The sequence below is a fragment of the Stenotrophomonas sp. 28608_Sma genome, assembly GCF_056486185.1.
In genome coordinates, this window is record NZ_CM151308.1 from 4833296 (window position 1) to 4851824 (window position 18529).

General features: G+C 68.1%; 12 protein-coding genes. 6 read left to right on the forward strand and 6 right to left on the reverse strand.

What is annotated here, in order from left to right; translation table 11 throughout:
* Nucleotides 1–104: 104 nt before the first annotated feature.
* Nucleotides 105–2225 carry a methyl-accepting chemotaxis protein gene (locus ACZLHH_RS22770; RefSeq protein WP_180844664.1) on the forward strand — a complete coding sequence of 707 codons (2121 nt, stop codon included), beginning with the start codon at nucleotides 105–107 and terminating at the stop codon, nucleotides 2223–2225.
* 461 nt (nucleotides 2226–2686) lie between these two features.
* Here ACZLHH_RS22770 and ACZLHH_RS22775 read toward each other — a convergent pair whose 3' ends face one another.
* The gene (locus ACZLHH_RS22775; protein WP_180845440.1) at nucleotides 2687–3589 is read right to left on the reverse strand and encodes a LysR substrate-binding domain-containing protein; all 903 of its coding nucleotides are present in this window, start codon (nucleotides 3587–3589) and stop codon (nucleotides 2687–2689) included.
* A 107-nt stretch (nucleotides 3590–3696) separates the two neighbouring features.
* On the opposite strand from ACZLHH_RS22775, the gene ACZLHH_RS22780 reads away from it, so the two are divergent.
* Both ACZLHH_RS22780 and dkgB read left to right on the forward strand, forming a co-directional pair.
* Nucleotides 3697–4911, forward strand: coding sequence for an MFS transporter (locus tag ACZLHH_RS22780; RefSeq protein ID WP_032129157.1), 1215 nt, complete (start codon nucleotides 3697–3699; stop codon nucleotides 4909–4911).
* An 88-nt stretch (nucleotides 4912–4999) separates the two neighbouring features.
* Complete coding sequence (dkgB, locus tag ACZLHH_RS22785) at nucleotides 5000–5809, forward strand: 2,5-didehydrogluconate reductase DkgB (RefSeq protein WP_180845439.1); 810 nt, start codon at nucleotides 5000–5002, stop codon at nucleotides 5807–5809.
* 113 nt (nucleotides 5810–5922) lie between these two features.
* Here dkgB and ACZLHH_RS22790 read toward each other — a convergent pair whose 3' ends face one another.
* Nucleotides 5923–6630 carry an alpha/beta fold hydrolase gene (locus tag ACZLHH_RS22790; RefSeq protein ID WP_134951294.1) on the reverse strand — a complete coding sequence of 236 codons (708 nt, stop codon included), beginning with the start codon at nucleotides 6628–6630 and terminating at the stop codon, nucleotides 5923–5925.
* Nucleotides 6631–6769: 139 nt separating this feature from the next.
* Here ACZLHH_RS22790 and ACZLHH_RS22795 point away from each other — a divergent pair, with 139 nt between their 5' ends.
* Nucleotides 6770–7150: a YbjQ family protein gene (locus ACZLHH_RS22795; RefSeq protein WP_071228577.1), complete on the forward strand. Its 381-nt coding sequence runs from the start codon at nucleotides 6770–6772 to the stop codon at nucleotides 7148–7150.
* A gap of 282 nt (nucleotides 7151–7432) precedes the next feature.
* On the forward strand, nucleotides 7433–8395 hold the full coding sequence (locus tag ACZLHH_RS22800; protein WP_132810434.1) for an IS110 family transposase: 963 nt from the start codon (nucleotides 7433–7435) through the stop codon (nucleotides 8393–8395).
* A gap of 22 nt (nucleotides 8396–8417) precedes the next feature.
* Here ACZLHH_RS22800 and ACZLHH_RS22805 read toward each other — a convergent pair whose 3' ends face one another.
* Both ACZLHH_RS22805 and mgtE read right to left on the reverse strand, forming a co-directional pair.
* Nucleotides 8418–11138: a bifunctional acetate--CoA ligase family protein/GNAT family N-acetyltransferase gene (locus ACZLHH_RS22805; protein ID WP_180844872.1), complete on the reverse strand. Its 2721-nt coding sequence runs from the start codon at nucleotides 11136–11138 to the stop codon at nucleotides 8418–8420.
* 143 nt (nucleotides 11139–11281) lie between these two features.
* A complete protein-coding gene (gene mgtE / locus ACZLHH_RS22810; RefSeq protein WP_032129164.1) occupies nucleotides 11282–12652 on the reverse strand; it encodes a magnesium transporter in 1371 nt (456 codons plus the stop codon).
* A gap of 341 nt (nucleotides 12653–12993) precedes the next feature.
* Between mgtE and ACZLHH_RS22815 the strand changes: the two genes are divergently transcribed.
* Nucleotides 12994–14772: a monovalent cation:proton antiporter-2 (CPA2) family protein gene (locus tag ACZLHH_RS22815; protein WP_180844873.1), complete on the forward strand. Its 1779-nt coding sequence runs from the start codon at nucleotides 12994–12996 to the stop codon at nucleotides 14770–14772.
* Between the two features lie 126 nt (nucleotides 14773–14898).
* Here ACZLHH_RS22815 and ACZLHH_RS22820 read toward each other — a convergent pair whose 3' ends face one another.
* Together ACZLHH_RS22820 and ACZLHH_RS22825 are read right to left on the reverse strand one after the other, a co-directional pair.
* Nucleotides 14899–18237 carry an ankyrin repeat domain-containing protein gene (locus tag ACZLHH_RS22820; RefSeq protein ID WP_180844874.1) on the reverse strand — a complete coding sequence of 1113 codons (3339 nt, stop codon included), beginning with the start codon at nucleotides 18235–18237 and terminating at the stop codon, nucleotides 14899–14901.
* Nucleotides 18230–18490 carry a YcgL domain-containing protein gene (locus tag ACZLHH_RS22825; protein ID WP_010482302.1) on the reverse strand — a complete coding sequence of 87 codons (261 nt, stop codon included), beginning with the start codon at nucleotides 18488–18490 and terminating at the stop codon, nucleotides 18230–18232. Before ACZLHH_RS22825 ends, ACZLHH_RS22820 begins: the two co-directional genes overlap by 8 nt.
* Nucleotides 18491–18529 lie beyond the last annotated feature (39 nt).

Below are 18529 nucleotides of genomic sequence, written 5' to 3' on the forward strand. Positions count from 1 at the left end.
TCTCCTTCACATCACTAAACGAAACGCGAATGTGATCAACATCCCACTTCAGGGCGTGCGCAGCGGGTCGATACCGCAGTGCCCCTTCCCGAGAGTTCTTCCCCATGAATGCGTCTGTCCGTGCTCCGCGCCTGCAGTCCAAGCTGCTCGGCGCGGTTTCTGTTGGTCTGGCGGTGGTCCTGCTGTGCGCTCTGGCCGGCCTGGCCTCCGCCTGGTTGAAGCTGTCCACCGAGGTTCCACCCGAAGTCGCGCACAGCCGCGATGCCGAACGCCTGCAGCGCGAGTTCCGCGGCCAGGTGCAGGAATGGAAGAACGTGCTGCTGCGCGGCCACGACGACGCGTTGCGCCAACGCCACCTGGACGCCTTCGACAGCGAGGGTCGTCTGGTCGAGCAGCTGGCCAAGGGCCTGGTCAGCAGCCCGGATGCACGCACGCGCGAACTGGCGCAGGCCTTCATCGGCCTGCATGCGCAGCTGCAGGAGGACTATCACGCGGCGCTGCAGGCGTTCGCCGAGGCCAGCTACGATCCCGCCGCCGGCGACAACCTCGTGCGCGGCAAGGACCGCCCGGTGGCAACTGCGCTGGATGCGTTGAGTACGCACGCCACGCAGGTGGCCGAAGCGGCGGTAGCGGCCCGTTCGCAGCAGGCGCGGCAGACGCTGCTGCTGTGCGCGGCGCTGACCGTGCTGGCCGCCGTGCTGCTGCTGATGGGCCTGGGCTGGTGGCTGCGGCGTGCGGTGGTGCAGCCGGTGCTGGCGGTGGAGGCCGCTGCGCGTGCAGTGGCCGCCGGTGATCTGCAGCATGTTGTGCAGGTGCGCAGCCGCGATGAGATCGGTCGCCTCGCGCAGGCCATGCAGGCGGTGCAGTCCACGCTGCGCGGTGTGCTCGATGCACAGGCCACGATGGCACAGGCGCATGAAGCCGGCACCATCAGCCACCGCATGGATGCCAGTGCCTTCCCCGGCGCGTTCGGCACGATGGTGGCCGACAGCAACGCGCTGGTCGATGCGCACATCCAGGTGAAGCTGCGCGCGATCGCGATCATGGGGCGCTACGCCATCGGCGACCTCAGCCAGGACATGGAACGCCTGCCCGGCGAGAAGGCAGTGATCACCGACGCACTGGATACCGCCAAGGTCAATCTCGGCATGATCAATGGCGAGATCCGCCGCCTGGCCGAAGCCGCTGCCAGGGGTGACTTCAGCCAGCGTGGCGACAGCGCACGTTTCGAGCATGACTTCCGCGCGATGGTCGACGGCTTGAACCGATTGATGCAGACGACCGAACTGAACCTCGGCGAGGTCTCCAGCATGCTGCGCGCGATTGCCGATGGCCGCCTCGGCGCGCGCATGCATGGCGATTTCCAGGGCGTGTTCGCGCGCATCGCCGGCGATGCCAACACCACCGCCGCGCAGCTGGCGACCATCGTCACCGACATCAAGCACGCCTCCGGCAACATCCACACTGCGGCTGCAGAGATCGCCGCCGGCAACAATGATCTGTCGCGCCGTACCGAGCAGCAGGCGGCCAATCTGGAAGAAACCGCCGCGTCGATGGAAGAACTGACCTCCACCGTGCGCCAGAACGCCGAGCACGCACGCCAGGCCAACCAGCTGGCGATCGGCGCGCACACGGTCGCCTCGCAGGGCGGCAACGTGGTCGGCCAGGTGGTGACGACGATGAGCGCGATCGAAACCTCGTCGCGGCAGATCGCCGAGATCATCAGCGTGATCGATGGCATCGCGTTCCAGACCAACATCCTGGCGCTGAACGCGGCAGTGGAAGCCGCGCGTGCCGGCGAGCAGGGCCGCGGCTTCGCGGTGGTTGCCAGTGAAGTACGCACGCTGGCGCAGCGCTCGGCCGCGGCCGCGAAGGAGATCAAGGCGTTGATCGAAGCCTCGGTTGAGCAGGTCGGGCACGGTGCACAGCGCGTGCGCGAGGCCGGTGACACCATGGCCGAGATCGTGGCATCGGTGCAGCGCGTGACCGACATCATGGCCGAGATTTCCGCGGCCTCGCAGGAGCAGAGCGCGGGTATCGAGCAGGTCAGCCAGACCGTGATCCAGATGGATGGCACCACCCAGCAGAACGCCGCGCTGGTGGAGGAAGCCAGTGCCGCCGCACGCAGCCTGGAACAACAGGCGAACCGGTTGATCGACGCGGTGGATGTGTTCGATCTGTCGACCCCGGCGGCAGCGAAGGACGCGTTGGCGCGTGCGGCCTGAGTGATCCGGTTGCCGGCCAGCGGCCGGCACTACCCATGCGATGTGCCGGCCGCTGGCCGGCAGCGTCCGCCGCCACATGGGTAGCGCCCGACCGTTGGTCGGGCGACGGCAGGATCAGTGCGGACCAACGGTCCGCACCCACCAGAGCAGCCGCGCCCACCGGCGCGTGCGGTAGTGCCGGGCGCTGGCCGGCAGCGTCCGCCGCCACATGGGTAGCGCCCGACCGTTGGTCGGGCGACGGCAGAATCAGTGCGGACCAACGGTCCGCACCCACCAGAGCAGCCGCGCCCACCGGCGCGTGCGGTAGTGCCGGCCGCTGGCCGGCAGCGTCCGCCGCCACATGGGTAGCGCCCGACCGTTGGTCGGGCGGCGGCAGGATCAGTGCGGACCAACGGTCCGCACCCACCAGAGCAGCCGCGCCCACCGGCGCGTGCGGTAGTGCCGGCCGCTGGCCGGCAACCTCAGCGCACGTAATCGCTCTGCGCCATCGCGTCGGCCAGGTAATCCACGAACGAGCTGATCCGCGACGACACGGCGGTGTTGCGGTAGTACACCGCATGGATCGGCTGGTACACATCCAGCGTCTGCGCCGCCAGCACCTGCACCAGGGTGCCGGCGCTGCGGTCGCGATCGGTGACGAAGTCAGACAGGCAGGTGATGCCCACACCTTCCACCGCCAGCCGGCGCAGCGTCTCGCCACTGGATACGGCAATATCCGGGCGCACCAGCAGCAGCCCATCCGACTCTCCGGGCAGCGGCCAACGGTTGAGTGATTCCGGCTCGTTGAAGCTGAGCAGCGTGTGCTGGCCCAGCGCGGCGACGCTGGCCGGTTCGCCGTGCCTGGCCAGGTAGTCCGGGCTGGCCACCAGCCGCAGCTGGCAGCGGCCCAGCAGCCGCGCATGCAGGGTGGAGTCGGCCAGCGGGCCGATCCGGATCGCCAGATCGGTGCGCCGTTCGAGCAGGTCGATGTAGCGGTCGGAACTGTTCAACTCCAGCTGTACTTCCGGGTAACGCGCGCGATAGCCGGCCACCAGCGGCGCGATCACGTGCAGCACGAACGGCATCGCCGCATCCACGCGCAGGCGCCCCGCCGGGCGTTCGCGGCGCGCCGCCATCTGTTCCTCGGCCGATTCCACCGCATCGATGATCGCGCGCGCATGGCGCAGGAACGCCTCGCCCTCGGCGGTCAGGTTCAGGCGGCGGGTGGTGCGGGTCAGCAGGGTGATCCCCAGCTTGTCCTCCAGCCGCCCCAGCGCGCGGCTCACGCCCGAGGGCGTCTGCCCCAGCTGCTCGGCGGCAGCACTGATCGAACCGCTGTCGATCACCGAAAGGAACGCCTGCATTTCATCGAGAGTGGTCTTCATGCCCCTATTATTGACTGCACGGCAATAGTGATTGGCGTGAAGACCGGTTTTTCAGCAAAGGTCGGCGGCGCAGACTGCGCAGCCTCTCCCTCCTGCTGGACCCTGTCATGATCCGTGGCATTCCCCTCGCCCTGCTGGCGTTGACCCTCGGTGCCTTTGCCATCGGCACCACCGAATTCGTCATCGTCGGCCTGATCCCGACCATCGCCGGCGACCTGCAGGTCAGCCTGCCCTCGGCCGGCCTGCTGGTCTCGCTGTACGCGCTGGGTGTGGCCATCGGTGCGCCGGTGCTGACTGCGCTGACCGGACGCGTACCGCGCAAGCAACTGCTGGTGGCGCTGATGGTGTTGTTCACGCTCGGCAATGTCGTCGCCTGGATGGCACCCGGGTATACCTCGCTGATCATCGCCCGCATCCTCACCGGCCTGGCGCACGGCGTGTTCTTCTCGATCGGCGCGATCATCGCCACCGCCGTGGTGCCGAAGGAGAAGGCGGCCAGCGCGATCGCCATCATGTTCACCGGCCTGACCGTGGCGCTGGTGACCGGCGTGCCGCTGGGTACCTTCATCGGCCAGCATCTGGGCTGGCGCGCGACCTTCCTGGCGGTAGCCGGCCTCGGCGTGGTCGCCCTGATCGGCGCGCTGCTGTTCGTACCGCGCAACCTGCCGCAGAGTGCGCCGGCCAGCCTCCGCCAGCAGCTTGCCGTGCTCGGCCAGCCACGCCTGCTGCTGGTCTATGCGATGACCGCGCTGGGCTACGGTGGCACCTTCCTGGCCTTCACCTATCTGGCGCCGATCCTGCAGGACGTCACCGGCCTTCCGGCCAACGCCGTGAGCCTGGTGCTGCTGGTGTACGGCGTATCGGTGGCGATCGGCAACCTGTGGGGCGGGCGCATGGCCGACCGCATGGGTCCGGTGCCCGCGCTGAAGCGCATCTTCGGACTGCTGGCATTGGTGCTGTTCGTCCTCACGTTCACTGCCTACAACACCTGGTTGATGCTGCTGACGGTGCTGGCGCTGGGTGCGGTGGCATTCGGCAACGTGCCCGGCCTGCAGGTCTACGTGGTCAAGCAGGCGCAGCGCTATGCACCGCAGGCCACCGACGTGGCATCGGGCCTGAACATTGCCGCGTTCAACGTCGGCATCGCCCTGGGCGCCTCGCTGGGCGGTCTGGTGGTGGAGCACATCGGCCTGATGCATACGCCCTGGCTGGGCGCGCTGGTGGTCGTACTGGCCTACGCGCTGACCGTGCTCAGTGGCCGCCTCGACCGCCGTGATGGCGTCGACCACCGCGCCGACGGCATTGCCGCCACCGCGCATTGATCCATGCAATGCACCGTTGCCGGCATGCATACGGTGCCTGTCCTACCCTCTTCCTTCTGCTACTCCCTTCCCCCCGTTGGAGCTTCCCATGACTGTCCCCGCTTTCGGTCTCGGCACCTTCCGCCTCAAAGACCAGACCGTGATCGACTCGGTGCGCAATGCACTGGAGGTCGGCTACCGCGCCATCGATACCGCGCAGATCTACGGCAACGAAGCCGAAGTCGGCCAGGCCATCGCCGAGTCGGGCGTGCCGCGTGATGATCTGTACTTGACCACCAAGGTGTGGATCACCGAGTTCAAGCGCGATGCGCTGCTGGCCAGCCTGCGTGCCAGTCTGGAGAAGCTGCGCACCGACCGCGTCGACCTGGCGCTGATCCACTGGCCGTCACCGAATGACAAGGTCGATGTGCCGATGGAGGAATACCTGCCGGCACTGGCCGAGGCCAAGGCGCAAGGGCTGACCAAGGCGATCGGCATCTCCAACTTCACCATCGCGCAGACCCGCAAGGCGATCGAGATCCTCGGCGCCGAAGCCATCGCCACCAACCAGATCGAGATCCACCCGTACCTGCAGAACCGCCTGCTGGTGAAGTTCCTGCAGGACAACGGCATCCACATCACCGCCTACATGAGCCTGGCCTATGGCGAAGTGCTGAAGGACCCGGTGATCCAGGCCATTGCCGGCCGCCACCAGGCCACCCCGGCGCAGGTTGCGCTGGCGTGGGCGCTGCAGCAGGGCTTCTCGGTCATTCCGTCGTCGACCAAGCGCGAAAACCTGGCAGCCAACCTGGAAGCAGCGGCCGTACGCCTGACCGACGAAGACATGGCGCAGATCGCCAAGCTGGATCGCGGCCATCGCCTCGCGAATCCGGAAGGGATTGCCCCGGCCTGGGATTGATCCCAACTGGGGTTACGTATCGGAATCGTAGGTGCCGACCTTGGTCGGCACTGGCCTCTGGTCAGTCGATGACACATCGTGCCGACCAAGGTCGGCACCTACCAAAGGCAGAGCTATCCCTCGCCTTGCAGCAACCACCCACGCATGGCCGCACTGACCTCGTCCGGCTTTTCCATCGGTGCCAGGTGCCCGCAATCGGGCACCACCACCAGCTGCGAGTGCGGCACCAGGGCGTGCATCTCCTCGCTCACCGCCAGCGGCGTGATGCGGTCGTTTGCGCCGCAGACGATCAGCAGCGGATCGCGGTACCCGGCCAGCACATCGTGGCCATCGCGGCGCTCCAGCGCGCTCTGGCGCAGGAACACTTCGGCGCCCAACCGCGCGGTCATGTCGCGCACACGCTGCACCAGCACGTAGTCATCCAGCCGAGAAGCATCGATGTAGCTGCGCATCAGCACGTCACCGAAGCCGTGGAATTTTCCCGGCAAGCGCACGCTGGCACGTTGGCTGCGGCGCTGCTCGGCACGTTCCGGCGAATCGGCATGGATCGAGGTATCGATCAACGCCAGCTTCAGCACGCGCTCGGGCGCGATGCGCAGGATCTGCTGGGCGACGAAACCGCCCAGCGAGAAACCGGCCAGCGCAAAGCGCTCCGGCGCCTGCGCCAGCACGTCCTCGGTCACGCCCTGCAGGGTTTCGCCGCGGGTCTGGTCGCCCACCGTGCAATCGGCGATGTCGGCCAGGTCAGCCAGCTGTGAGCGCCACAGCTCGGCGTCGTTGAGCAGGCCGGGCAGCAGCAACAGGGGGATACGGTTGGTCATGGGGGTATTGTCGCGCCATCACGGTGACGGAGCCATGCCGCAACGGGCGGTTGCGTTGTAGAGTCGAGCCATGCTCGACTGCGCCACAGCCAGTCGAGCATGGCTCGACTCTACAGAAAGCGACGACACGGACGCGACCATGGCAGACCCCTACAACAGCGGCTCCCCTTCCCCGCCCGCGCTGCGCTTCGACGATGCGCTGGTCACCACCGCCTTCGAGCTGCCCGGCCACCGTGTCGTGCGCAATCTGGGTGTGGTCCGCGGCATCACCGTGCGCTCGCGCTCGATCGTCGGCAACTTCCTGGGCGGCATCCAGACGATCTTCGGCGGCAACATCACCATCTACACCGAGCTGTGCGAACAGGCCCGCGAGGAAACCTACCGCGACATGGTCAAGCACGCGCGGCAGCTGGGCGCCAACGCGATCATCGGCATGCGCTACGACGCCACCGACGTGATGACCGGGCTGACCGAGGTGCTGTGCTATGGCACGGCGGTGGTGGTGGAGCCCCTCCGCTAACCTGACCGTAGAGTCGAGCTTGCTCGACTGCTTCCCGATGACGACAGTCGAGCAAGCTTGTATGTTCCTCCCGGCTCCTACGCGGTATGTAGGAGCCAGGGTGGAGGGACCGTCAAGCATGCATCTGCGGATACTAGCCGACAGACGAGTCGAGCGATCCCCATCCCGCACACGAACGTCGATAAAGGATCGTACGGCCCCCAAAGGAGATCGTCGATGTAGGCAAGCTAACGTCGGTGCGGTACCACCCCAGCCCCTTAAAGATAGCTGGGAGCCGTACAAATGTCTGATTCTCTCGATATTGGCGTGGACGTGGACTCCAAGGAGTTCGTACCGGCAGTGGCCGACCGCAAGGCCGGCGACAGGATCGCCAACACCCGGGCCGGCATAGCCCAGTGGCTCAACACCTTGCCCCAGCGATGCCGGATTGGCATGGAGGCGACGGGGCGGTACTACGAGTTGTTGGCTCGGATGGCTGGCCAGGCAGGCCACGTTGTCTATGTGATCAATCCACGTCTGATCAAGCACTACGGCCGGGCGACGGGCTCGCGTGGCAAGACGGACGCCATGGACGCCGAAGCGATCGCCCGGTACGTGAAGAAGGAGAACGATCGCCTGCGTGAATACGTACCGCGTACCGATGAGCAGCAGCAGATGCACGATTTGCTGCGCAAGCGGCAGACGCTGGTAAAGACACGCGCGCGCCTGGAGCAATCCTTCGGGGTAAGCAAAAGTGCCCCCGGGGAGCTGTCAGATCTGTTCTGCGCTCTGGCTGGGACGCTGTCCGAGCTGGAAAGCGAACTGCAGCGCTTGGCTCGCGATGGAGAGCATGGCACGCTCTACAAGCGCCTGTTGACCATCCCTGGTATCGGCCCCGCCGTCGCCGCTCACCTGATTTACTACATGACGCGCTGGCCGTTGGCCAACGCCAACGCGTGGATCGCCTGCACGGGCCTGGATCCCCGGCCCAACGAGTCTGGCGGCAGAACGGGACGGCGTCGGCTGTCCAAACAGGGCGCGCCAGTGCTGCGCCAGATGCTCTACATGGCCGCCATGGGGCTCAAGCGGTGTCGTCGGGGGCAACCGCTCTACGACGAGCTGTCAAAACGCGGTCACCCCAGCACCGCCGTCTTCAACATCCTGGCCAGAAAGCTGGCCAGGATCGCCTGGGGTGTCTTCAAAAGCGGCCGGGACTTCGATCCGGCGATGCTGAAGGTGGGTCAAGCCTGCTTCCAGCAGGCTTGACCACGAACATAGGATCTCGACTCTACAAGTCCGGTGCCGGCACCTCGACCTGCTGCACCGGCAGGGTCACCATCATCACCGTCGGATCGTCTGGATCCAGCCTGGTCTTGAAGCCCAGGCTCTGGCACATCGCCAGCATGGTGCTGTTCTCGCGCAGCACCTGGCCTTCGACCACGTCCAGGCCCAGCCACTTGGCGTACTCGATCATGATCGCCATCAACCGCCAGCCGATGCCGTGGCCCTTCAGATCCGAGCGGATCAGGATGCCGTACTCGCCACGGTGGTAATCGGCATCGGCGTGCAGGCGTACCGCGCCCAGCATTTCGCCGCTGCGCGGTTCGATCGCCACCAGCGCGATCGAGCGTGCGTAATCGAGCTGGGTCAGGCGCGCGATGAACTCGTGACTGAAGTGCTTCACCGACTGGAAGAAACGCAGGCGCAGGTCCTCGTCACTGACGCGGGCGAAGAACGCACGGAACAGTGCGTCGTCCTCCGGCCGCACCGGGCGCACGAAGGTACGGCCGCCATCGGACAGCTCGATGGTGCGCTCCCACTCCTTCGGGTACGGGAACACCGAGAAACGCGGATGGCCGCGGCCCTTGTGCAGGATGCGCGACGGCGCCACCGCTACGCGGGCATCGAGGGCGAGGATGCCCTTGCCGTCGACCAGCAGCGGGTTGATGTCCAGCGTGCGCACTTCGGGGATATCGGCAGCCAGTTGTGCCAGCTTCACCAGCGCCAGTGCCAGTGCACGCTCGTCGGCGGCGGGCACATCACCGTAGGCCTTGAGGATGCGCGAGGCGCGGGTCTGGCCGATCAGCTCGTGGGCCAGGCGCAGGTCCAGCGGCGGCAGCGCCAGTGCCTTGTCGTTGATCACTTCGACGGCGGTGCCGCCGCGACCGACCACGATCACCGGACCGAACGTCGCGTCATCGGCGATGCCGACGATCAGTTCGCGCGCCTTCGGGCGGACGATGGTCGGCTGTACCAGCAGGCCATCGATGCGTGCATCCGGCCGCAGCTGGCGTGCACGCGACAGGATCGCGTTGGCCGCGCTCTGCACCGCCGGCAGCGTGGACAGGTTCAGGCGCACGCCATCCACTTCCGACTTGTGCGGAATGTCCGGCGACAGGATCTTCAGTGCGACCGTAGCACCGCGTTCCAGCAGCGGCTGCGCCAGGTCCATCGCTTCGTGCGCATCGCGCGCATGCATCACCGGCGCGGAGGGAATGCCATAGGCCTTGAGCAGTTCATGCGTAGCCAGCGGGTCCAGCCACTGTTGGCCGTTGGCCAGCGCGGCATCGACCAGTGCGCGCGCGGCGGCCGTGTCGACACTGAAATCCTGCGGCAGGCTGGGCGGCGTTTCCATCAACGCGTTCTGCGCTTCGCGGTAGCGCACCAGGTGCTGGAAGCCACGTACGGCTTCGGCCTCGGTCGGGTAGGTCGGGACGCGTGCCGCGTTGAGCGTGGCGGTGGCCTGATCGTCGTTGCCCAGCCACACCGCGAAGACCGGCTTGTCGCGGTGATGGCGTGGGCGCAGGCCCAGTGTGCGGGTGAGCGCCTGCGCGGCGTCCGCCGATGAGGTGAACGCGGTCGGCACGTTGACCACCATCACCGCGTCATTCTCGTTGTCGGCCAGCAGCGCTTCGATGGCTGCGGCATAGCGGTCACCATCGGCGTCAACCACGATGTCCACCGGATTGCTGCGCGACCAGCCCTGCGGCAGCACCGCGTCGAGCTTCTCGACGGTGCTGTCGGACAGGTTGGCCAGCGTGCCACGCAATGCGATCAGCTGGTCCACCGCAAGGCGACCCACGCCACCACCGTTGCTGAGGATGGCCAGGCGGCGACCGGGGAACGTCCCCAACCGACCCAGCGATTCGGCGGCGGTGAACAGCTCGTCCAGCGCCCCCACGCGCAGCAGGCCGGCGCGGTTGAAGGCCGCGCCGTAGACGTCGTCGGCGCGGGCCAGGGCCTGCACATGGGTATCGCGGCTGCCCGGCTGCACGCGCTCGGCGCGGCCGGACTTCACCACCACCACCGGCTTGGCACGCGCGGCGGCACGCGCGGCCGACATGAACTTGCGCGCATCCTTGATCTGCTCGACGTAGAGCAGGATGGCGCGGGTACGGTAGTCGGTGGCGAAGTAGTCGAGCAGGTCGCCGAAGTCGACGTCCATCGTGTCGCCCAGCGAGACCACGGCGGAGAAGCCGACCGAGCGCGCCACACCCCATTCAACCAGCGCCGCCGCAATCGCCGAGGATTCGGAGATCAGGGCGAGGTCGCCGGCCTGCGGGAAGTGCGCGGCGATGCTGGCATTGAGCCGCGCATGCGGTGCGATCACACCCAGGCAGTGCGGGCCCAGGATGCGCAGGCCATGCTTGCGCGCCACCGTTTCCACCTGTTCCGACAACGAGCCCGGGCCTTCGCCCAGGTGCGCGGTGAGGATGATCGCGGCCTGCACGCCGCGTTCGGCGGCGGTACGCACTACCTGCGGCACGATCGCCGCCGGTGCGGTGATGACGACCAGGTCCGGTACCCAGTCCAGATCCTTCAACCGCTTGATCGTGCGGATGCCATCGATCTCGGCATGCCGCGGGTTGATCCAGGCCACCTTGCCGGGGAAGCCAGTGCCACGCAGGTTGCGCATCACCGCGCGCCCGGCCGAACGCTCACGTGGACTGCCGCCGATCACCGCGACCGACTGCGGACGAAACACGGACTGCAGGTGGTAGGTACTCATGCGCCTACGGTACCCAAAAAAGGGGACGGAGGGGATTAAGTCGTTTGTGCCTCATGTGCCTTGAACGACTTAATCCCCTCCGTCCCCTTTTTGTTCTGCGTGCCGACCAAGGTCGGCACCTGCCGGAGCACGATGGTTCCGGCTTACAGCAGCGTGCCGTGCAGGATCATCGCGGCGATGCTGAAGTAGATCACCAGGCCGGTCACGTCCACCAGGGTGGCCACGAACGGGGCCGAGGCACTGGCCGGGTCGAAGCCGAGCCGCTTCAGGATGAACGGCAGCATCGAGCCGGACAGCGAGCCGAAGGTGACGATGCCGACCAGCGCCGCACCGATGGTGATCGCCAGCAGGATCCAGTGCTCGCCGTAGTCATGCAGGCCACCCAGCTGCCAGATCACGATTCGCACGATGGCCAGGCAGCCGAGGATCGCGCCCAGCACCATGCCGGTGGGCACTTCGCGCAGGGCCACCTTCCACCAGTCGCGCAGGCGCAGTTCGCGCAGCGCCAGGCTGCGGATCAGCAGCGAGGTGGCCTGCGAACCGGAGTTGCCGCCCGAACTCATGATCAGTGGGATGAACAGGGTCAGCACCACCGCACGCGCCAGTTCGTCCTCATAGTGCTGCATCGCGCTGGCGGTCAGCATCTCACCCAGGAACAGCACGCTCAACCAGCCGGCGCGCTTGCGCAGCATCTCGAAGAAGCCGATCTGCATATAGGGCTTGTCCAGTGCCTCCATGCCGCCGAACTTGTGCGCGTCCTCGGTGGATTCCTCGATCAGCGCATCGAGCACGTCGTCCACGGTGACGATGCCAAGCATCTGCTGCTGGTCGTCGACCACCGGGATCGCCAGCAGGTCGTGGCGGCGGATCAGCCGCGCCACTTCCTCCTGGTCCATCAGCGCATCCACCGTCACCGGCGGATTGACCTGGGCCACATCCAGGATCGATTCCTCGGGCAGGCCGGTGATCAGCCGGCGCATGGTCACTACCTGCTGCAGCTGCTGGCTGGCTGGGTCCAGCACGTAGATCGCGTACACCGTCTCGCGGGTGCGCTCGACCTGGCGGATGTGCTGCAGGGTCTGCGCCACCGTCCAGCTGGCAGGCACCGCCACGTACTCGGTGGTCATCAGCGCACCGGCAGTGTTCGGTGGGTAGCTGAGCAGCTTCTGGATGGCCTGGCGGGCGTCGGTGCCCAGCAGCGGGATCAGCCGCGCGCGTTCTTCCTCATCCAGCTCGTGGACGATGTCGGTGGCCCGGTCGTCGGCCATCAGGCCCAGCAGCGCCGCAGCCCGCGCCGGTGGCAGCGCGGCCACCAGCTCACCGCTGCGATGCAGCTCCGGCGCTTCGAGCATCTTCACTGCACGCGGCAACGGCAGCGCAGCCAGCGTTTCCGCGGCGCGGGTCAGTTCCAGCGTGTTGAGGAATTCCACCGCGTCGGCGGTGTTGTAATTCGCCAGCGGTGCGGCCAGTGCGGCGGCATCGGCCACCGGGCGCAGCAATTGCTTCTGGTTCATCGGTTTTGCCTTGTGGGGGTGCGACCTCGCGCAACGCCAACGCAGGCAAACCGTCCCGATGTCAGGCGGTGGCCATCGCTGGCGTCGAACGAGGTCGACTTCTACTGTCGCTGGACATGGGTTGGGGACTCCGGGATGCGTGTGCTGGAGGACGCGCCGCCAGCGGCGGGCAGTCTGGACCCGTGGGCCATGCAGGTCAACCCGGCCACCCCGCGCCGACGGCCGGCGAGTTGTTCTCGTGCATACACAGGCCGGCGCGCATAATGTCGCGGTGGTGCTCACCACGCCCTCCCCCACCCGAACGGACGCACAGCGGGCTCCCCCGATGACCAGGTATTCCCATGCATAGCGGTGGTCTGGAACTGGCGCTGGTGCTGCTGCTGGCAGCGGTCATCGCCGTGCCGGTGTTCAAGAAGTTCGGCTTCGGCGCGGTGCTGGGCTACCTGGCGGCCGGCGTGGTGCTGGGCCCGGACGGGCTCGGCTTCGTGCAGGACGCCGACCGCATCCTCGGCGCCGCCGAGATCGGCGTGGTGATGCTGCTGTTCGTGATCGGCCTGGAACTGTCGCCGGCACGCCTGAAGGTGATGCGGCGCTCGGTGTTCGGTGCCGGTGCGGCGCAGGTGGCGCTGTCCGGGCTGGTGCTGGGTGGCCTGCTGCTGCTCGACCATTTCCAATGGAAGAGCGCACTGGTGGTGGGCGTGGCACTGGCGCTGTCGTCCACCGCGGTCGGCCTGCAGCTGCTGTCAGAACACAAGGCGATCAACAGCGACCATGGCCGGCTCGGGTTCGCCATCCTGCTGTTCCAGGACCTGATCGCGATTCCGCTGCTGGCGGCCATCCCGCTGCTGGGCGGGGTAAAGAACGAGACCCTGCGCTGGGAAGACGCCGCCGTGGCCCTCGGCGCGCTGGCGGTGGTGATCCTGTGCGGGCGACCGGTGCTGCGCAAGGTGTTCGGCATCATCGCGCGTACCCGCAGCCCGGAAGTATTCACCGCCACCGCACTGCTGGTGGTGCTGGGCACCGCCTGGTTCATGCAGGAAGCCGGCCTCAGCCCCAGCCTGGGCGCGTTCCTGGCCGGCGTGCTGCTGTCCGATTCGGAGTTCCGGCACGAACTGGAAGCGCAGATCGAGCCGTTCAAGGGGCTGCTGCTGGGCCTGTTCTTCATTGCGGTGGGCATGGGCATCGACCTGGACCGCATCGTTGCCGAGCCGTGGCTGATCGCCGCCGGCGTGGCGATCCTGCTGGTGGTCAAATTCAGCCTGCTGTACGTGATCGGGCGCATCGCAAAGCTCAGTTCACGGCACTCGCTGCTACTGGGCAGCGTGCTGTGGCTGGGCGGCGAGTTCGCCTTCGTGGTGTTCAACGAAGCGCAGCGCGCGCACCTGCTGGGCAACGCCAACCATGACCGTCTGGTGGCGATCGTCGGCCTGTCGATGGCGATCACGCCACTGCTGATGATCGCGCTGCTCAAGCTGCTCGGCCAGGAGAAGGCAACGCCGCGCGAGGCAGCCGAGGCCGACAAGGTGGCGCCGGACAACCGGCCGAAGGTGCTGATCGCCGGCATGGGCCGCTTCGGCCAGGTCATCGCGCGCCTGCTGACCGCGCAGAAGGTGCCGTTCGTGGCACTGGAAGCGAACCCCGATACCGTGGCCGACCTGCGCCGCTTCGGCAACCAGCTGTACTACGGCGACCCGACCCGGCCGGAGATGCTGCGCGCGGCCGGCGGCGAGCACATCGATGTGTTCGTGATCACCGTGGACGACCCGGAGACCAACCTGCGCGCGGTGCGCATGGTGCGCCGGTTGTACCCGGACGCGAAGGTGCTGGCGCGCGCACGCAACCGCCAGCATGCGTGGCGCCTGATGGACATGTCGGCCGAACCGTTCCGCGAAGTATTCGGTACCAGCCTGGAGATGAGCGGCCGCGTGCTGACCGCGCTGGGTGTGGCAGCCGATGTGGCCGAACGCCACGTGCAGCGTTTCCGCGAGCACGATGAACAGCTGCTGCGTGACCAGTACCTGGTGTACGACGACGAGGCTGCGGTGATCCAGACCTCGCGCGATGCACGCAACGACCTGATGCACCTGTTCGAGGCCGACGCGGAAAGCGACGGCAAGTAGGCGTGCCGACCAACGGTCGGCACCCACCACAGATTGCGGTAGTGCCGGCCGCTGGCCGGCAGCCTCGGGATCCCGGAGGTTTCATGAGGTTGCCGGCCAGCGGCCGGCACTACCCATTTCCAGCGATCAGCCGTTGTCGCGCAGGAACCGCGCCATCGACGAAACGCCCGGCACGCGTGGTTCGAACTCGCCGGCCACGTCGATGAAGCCGCGCATCACCGCGATCTCGCGGGGGCTGCGGTTGAGGCTGTCGCGCACTTCCGGGTCGGCACCGGCGCGCAGCAGGCGCTGCACCAGCAGTGGCAGGCCGTGCAGGGCGGCCAGATGCAGCGGGCCGAAGCCGCGCGGATCACGCACGTCCAGGCTCACGTCCTCGTCCAGCAGGCGCTCTACCGCCGCCATCACCACCTGCTCGTCGCAGGCGGTACCCGGCTCGGCACGCGCACCCAGCAGCAGCAGCAGCGGCGTGACCGAACCGGCGGCGGCCTGGTCCGGTTCGGCACCGGCCAGCAGCAGGGTATCGAGCAGGGCCAGCAAGCGCGAGCGGTCGCGGGCACTGAAACCGTACAGCGCGGCACAGTGCAGCGGGCCCAGCTGCTGCGCGTCACCGGCATGCACGTCGGCACCGGCGGTGAGCAGGCGCGCGACGATGTCCGGCAGGCCCAGCGCCGAGGCCAGCATCAGCACGGTCACGCCGCCCGGCAGGCGGTGTTCCAGCTTGGCGCCGGCGTCGAGCAGGGCCGAAACGATGTCCACCTGGCGCATGCTGACCGCCGCCGACAGCGGCGTGGCACCACTGGCCGCTGCGTGCTGCGGATCAGCGCCACGCGCCAGCAGCAGGTCGGTCACCGCCAGATGGCCACCACCGGCCGCACGCAGCAGCGCGGTGCAGCCCTGTGCGTCGACTGCGTCGACGGCAAATCCCAGATCGATCAGGCGGCGCACCGCATCGACGTCACCAGCCATCGCAGCGGCCGGCAGATCGGCCTCGCGCAGGGTGCGGCGCGGCAACGGCCACACTCGCCAGTCGAGCCAGTCGGCCAGGTCACGGCGACCGATCGACAGCGCCACGCCCAGCGGCGTCTGCCCATCGGCGGCACGTGCTTCCGGCGAGGCACCGTGCTGCACCAGCAGCTTCAGCGCGCCTTCGCGGGCCAATGCGGTGGCCAGATGCAATGCGGTCATGCCATGGCTGTCACGCGCTTCACGATCGACACCGGCCTTGAGCAGGGCCTGCTGCAGGCGCAGCCAGCCCAGGCGCACTGCCAGCGACAACGGCGGGTCACCCGCCGGCGAGGCCGCGAACGGATCGGCACCACGTTCCAGCAGTTCCAGCGCCAGCTGCTCCAGGCCACGGGCGGCCTGATCGTGCTGTGCGCAGGCGGCAAGGAAGCGCGCCAGGCCACCGCGACCGGCCGGTGACAGGCCACGCTGCAGCATCACCTGCAGCGCCGGCACCGCATCGATGCCACGCGACAGCAACGCGAACATCGGCGTATCGGAACAGGCGTCGCGCACGTAGGGATCGGCGCCGTGGCCCAGCAGCCAATCCACCGCGCGCGGCTCCAGCGCCAGCTCGGGGTCGAGCAGCAGGCCGCCCAGTTCTTCCGGCTGGCACAGCTTGGCCAGCGCGGCCATGCCTTCGGTGTTGCCGAAGCCCAGCGCTTCGCGCAGCAGGGTCAGCGGCGGGCGGTCCGGCAGCAGGCCGCTGGCACTGGCGGCTTCGCCACGCTCGGCCAGGCCGTCACTGACCGCGGCCGGCAATGGATAGGACGGATCCAGCAGCGCGACAATCGCCCAGCGTCCGGCTTCGGCGGCGTAGTCCACCGCACGGCGGCCAACCGGATCGGTGGCATCGGCGGCGATGCCCAGCTCGACCAGGCGCTTGATCAGCAATGGCGAGACATCCTCGGCCATCGCCGCCAGCTGCACCGCATTGCGGCCTTCGCCGTCCACCGCAACCAGATCCGGCTTGTGCGGCAGCAGATGCTCGACCACGGCGGCGCGACCGGCACGGGCCGCTTCCAGCCACGGCGTACGGCCAAGCGCATCGCGCGCTTCCAGATTGGCACCGGCACCCAGCAGCACGCCGATGATCTCGACGTGGCCAGCCAGTGCGGCCTCATGCAGCGCGCTGCGGCGCTGGCGATCACGCGCGTCAGCCCGCGCCTTGTGCTTGAGCAGCAGCTGCACGCCGGCCGGATCGTCGTCTTCGGTGGCGGCCGCGGCCAGCAACACCGGGGTGCCTTCGGCCGGTTCGCTGCGCGCACCGCGTTCGAGCAGGAAGCGGGCCAGGCGCCAGTTGCCGACCTGGCAGGCCACGGCCAGCGGCGACCAGCCCTCGTTGTTCAGCGCGTCGACTTCGGCGGCGGCATCGCGCAGCAGCGCGGCCACGCCCGGGTCGGAACTGCGCGCCGCATGGTGCAGCGGGGTGTTGCCATCGCTGTCGATGGCACGCGAATCGGCACCGTTGGCGAGCAGGGTCATCACCGCTTCGGGGCGGCCGTGCCAGCTGTCGCGGGTGGCGGCCAGCAGCGGGGTCATGCCCCGGTGCGGCGCATTCACATCGACGCCGCGGGCGATCAGTTCGCGCAGCAGGCGCAGGTCCGGCAGCACCGCCGCCAGCACCGCCAGGCTGCGCTGGTCGCGCCAGTTCGGGTCCGGCAGCGCATACGGATCGGCACCGGCCTGAAGCAGCTGCAGGCCGCGGTCGATGCGACCCTGGCGCGCGGCTTCATACAGCGCCGGTGTCAGCTCCTGCGGCGCCATCGCCTCCAGCGGCGCGGTTTCGGCCGCAGCGGCGAACATCGGTTCGTGCTCGTTGCCGGCGCTGGCCAACGGGCTCGCGCGCAGCGACACCAAGGGTGCCGGCGCCACCCGCTGCAGCAGCAGGTGCAGCACGGGAGACAGCAGCACCACCGCCAGCGCGGCGGGCCAGCGCGCGCCTTCCGGCAACAGGCCCGGCCAGGCCGGCAGCACCACCAGCGCGGCCAGCGCGATCACCAGCGCGGCGACACCGAGACCGCGCCAGGCGGTCAGGTCGCGTCCGGCCAGCGCCTGCCAATGCTGGGCGAGATTGCCATCCAGGCGTTCGACATCGTTCCACAGCGGCCAGGTGCGCCAGGCCGCCAGCAGGCCGGCACTGACCAGCACGCTCAGGCCCAGCACCGCGGCCAGGCTGCCGCTGTCACGCAGCGCCGCCAGCGGCCAGGCCAGCAGCAGCGCCAGCAACAGCGGCGCTGCCGTCCACAACGCCAGCAGCGCCGGCAGGTCCTGGCGCGCGACGATCTTCAGCGGCAGCAGCGCGCGGCTGCGACGCCACCACGACACACCCAGCGCGAACGCCGGCTGCGCCAGTGCCGCAAGGATGGCGCCTGGAACGCCGCCCACAGCGGCGCCAAGCGCCAGCACGGCGCCTACGGCGAAGGCGATCGACAGGGCGCGCGGACGGGACGTGTCAGTCATAGTGGCGCGGCATCAGGCTGGCCACCGATGGCGGCACCTGCAGGTAGAACCCGCGCTCGCTCATTTCGCTGCGGACCTTTTCCGGATCGGCCTGGGCCAGGCGGCGCTGGGCATCCAGGGCCACGTCCAGGACGAAGGCGAGCGTCCCCAGCGAGGTGAGCAGCGGCGCAGGCAGCGCGCTGAAATCATCGCGACGGGGAACGTAGACGTAGGTGTCCGGCTTGAGTTGGCTTTTATAGACGTAGGCGTGCATGTCCGCGGGACGATAACCCGGGAAGAGCCATGATTGTGT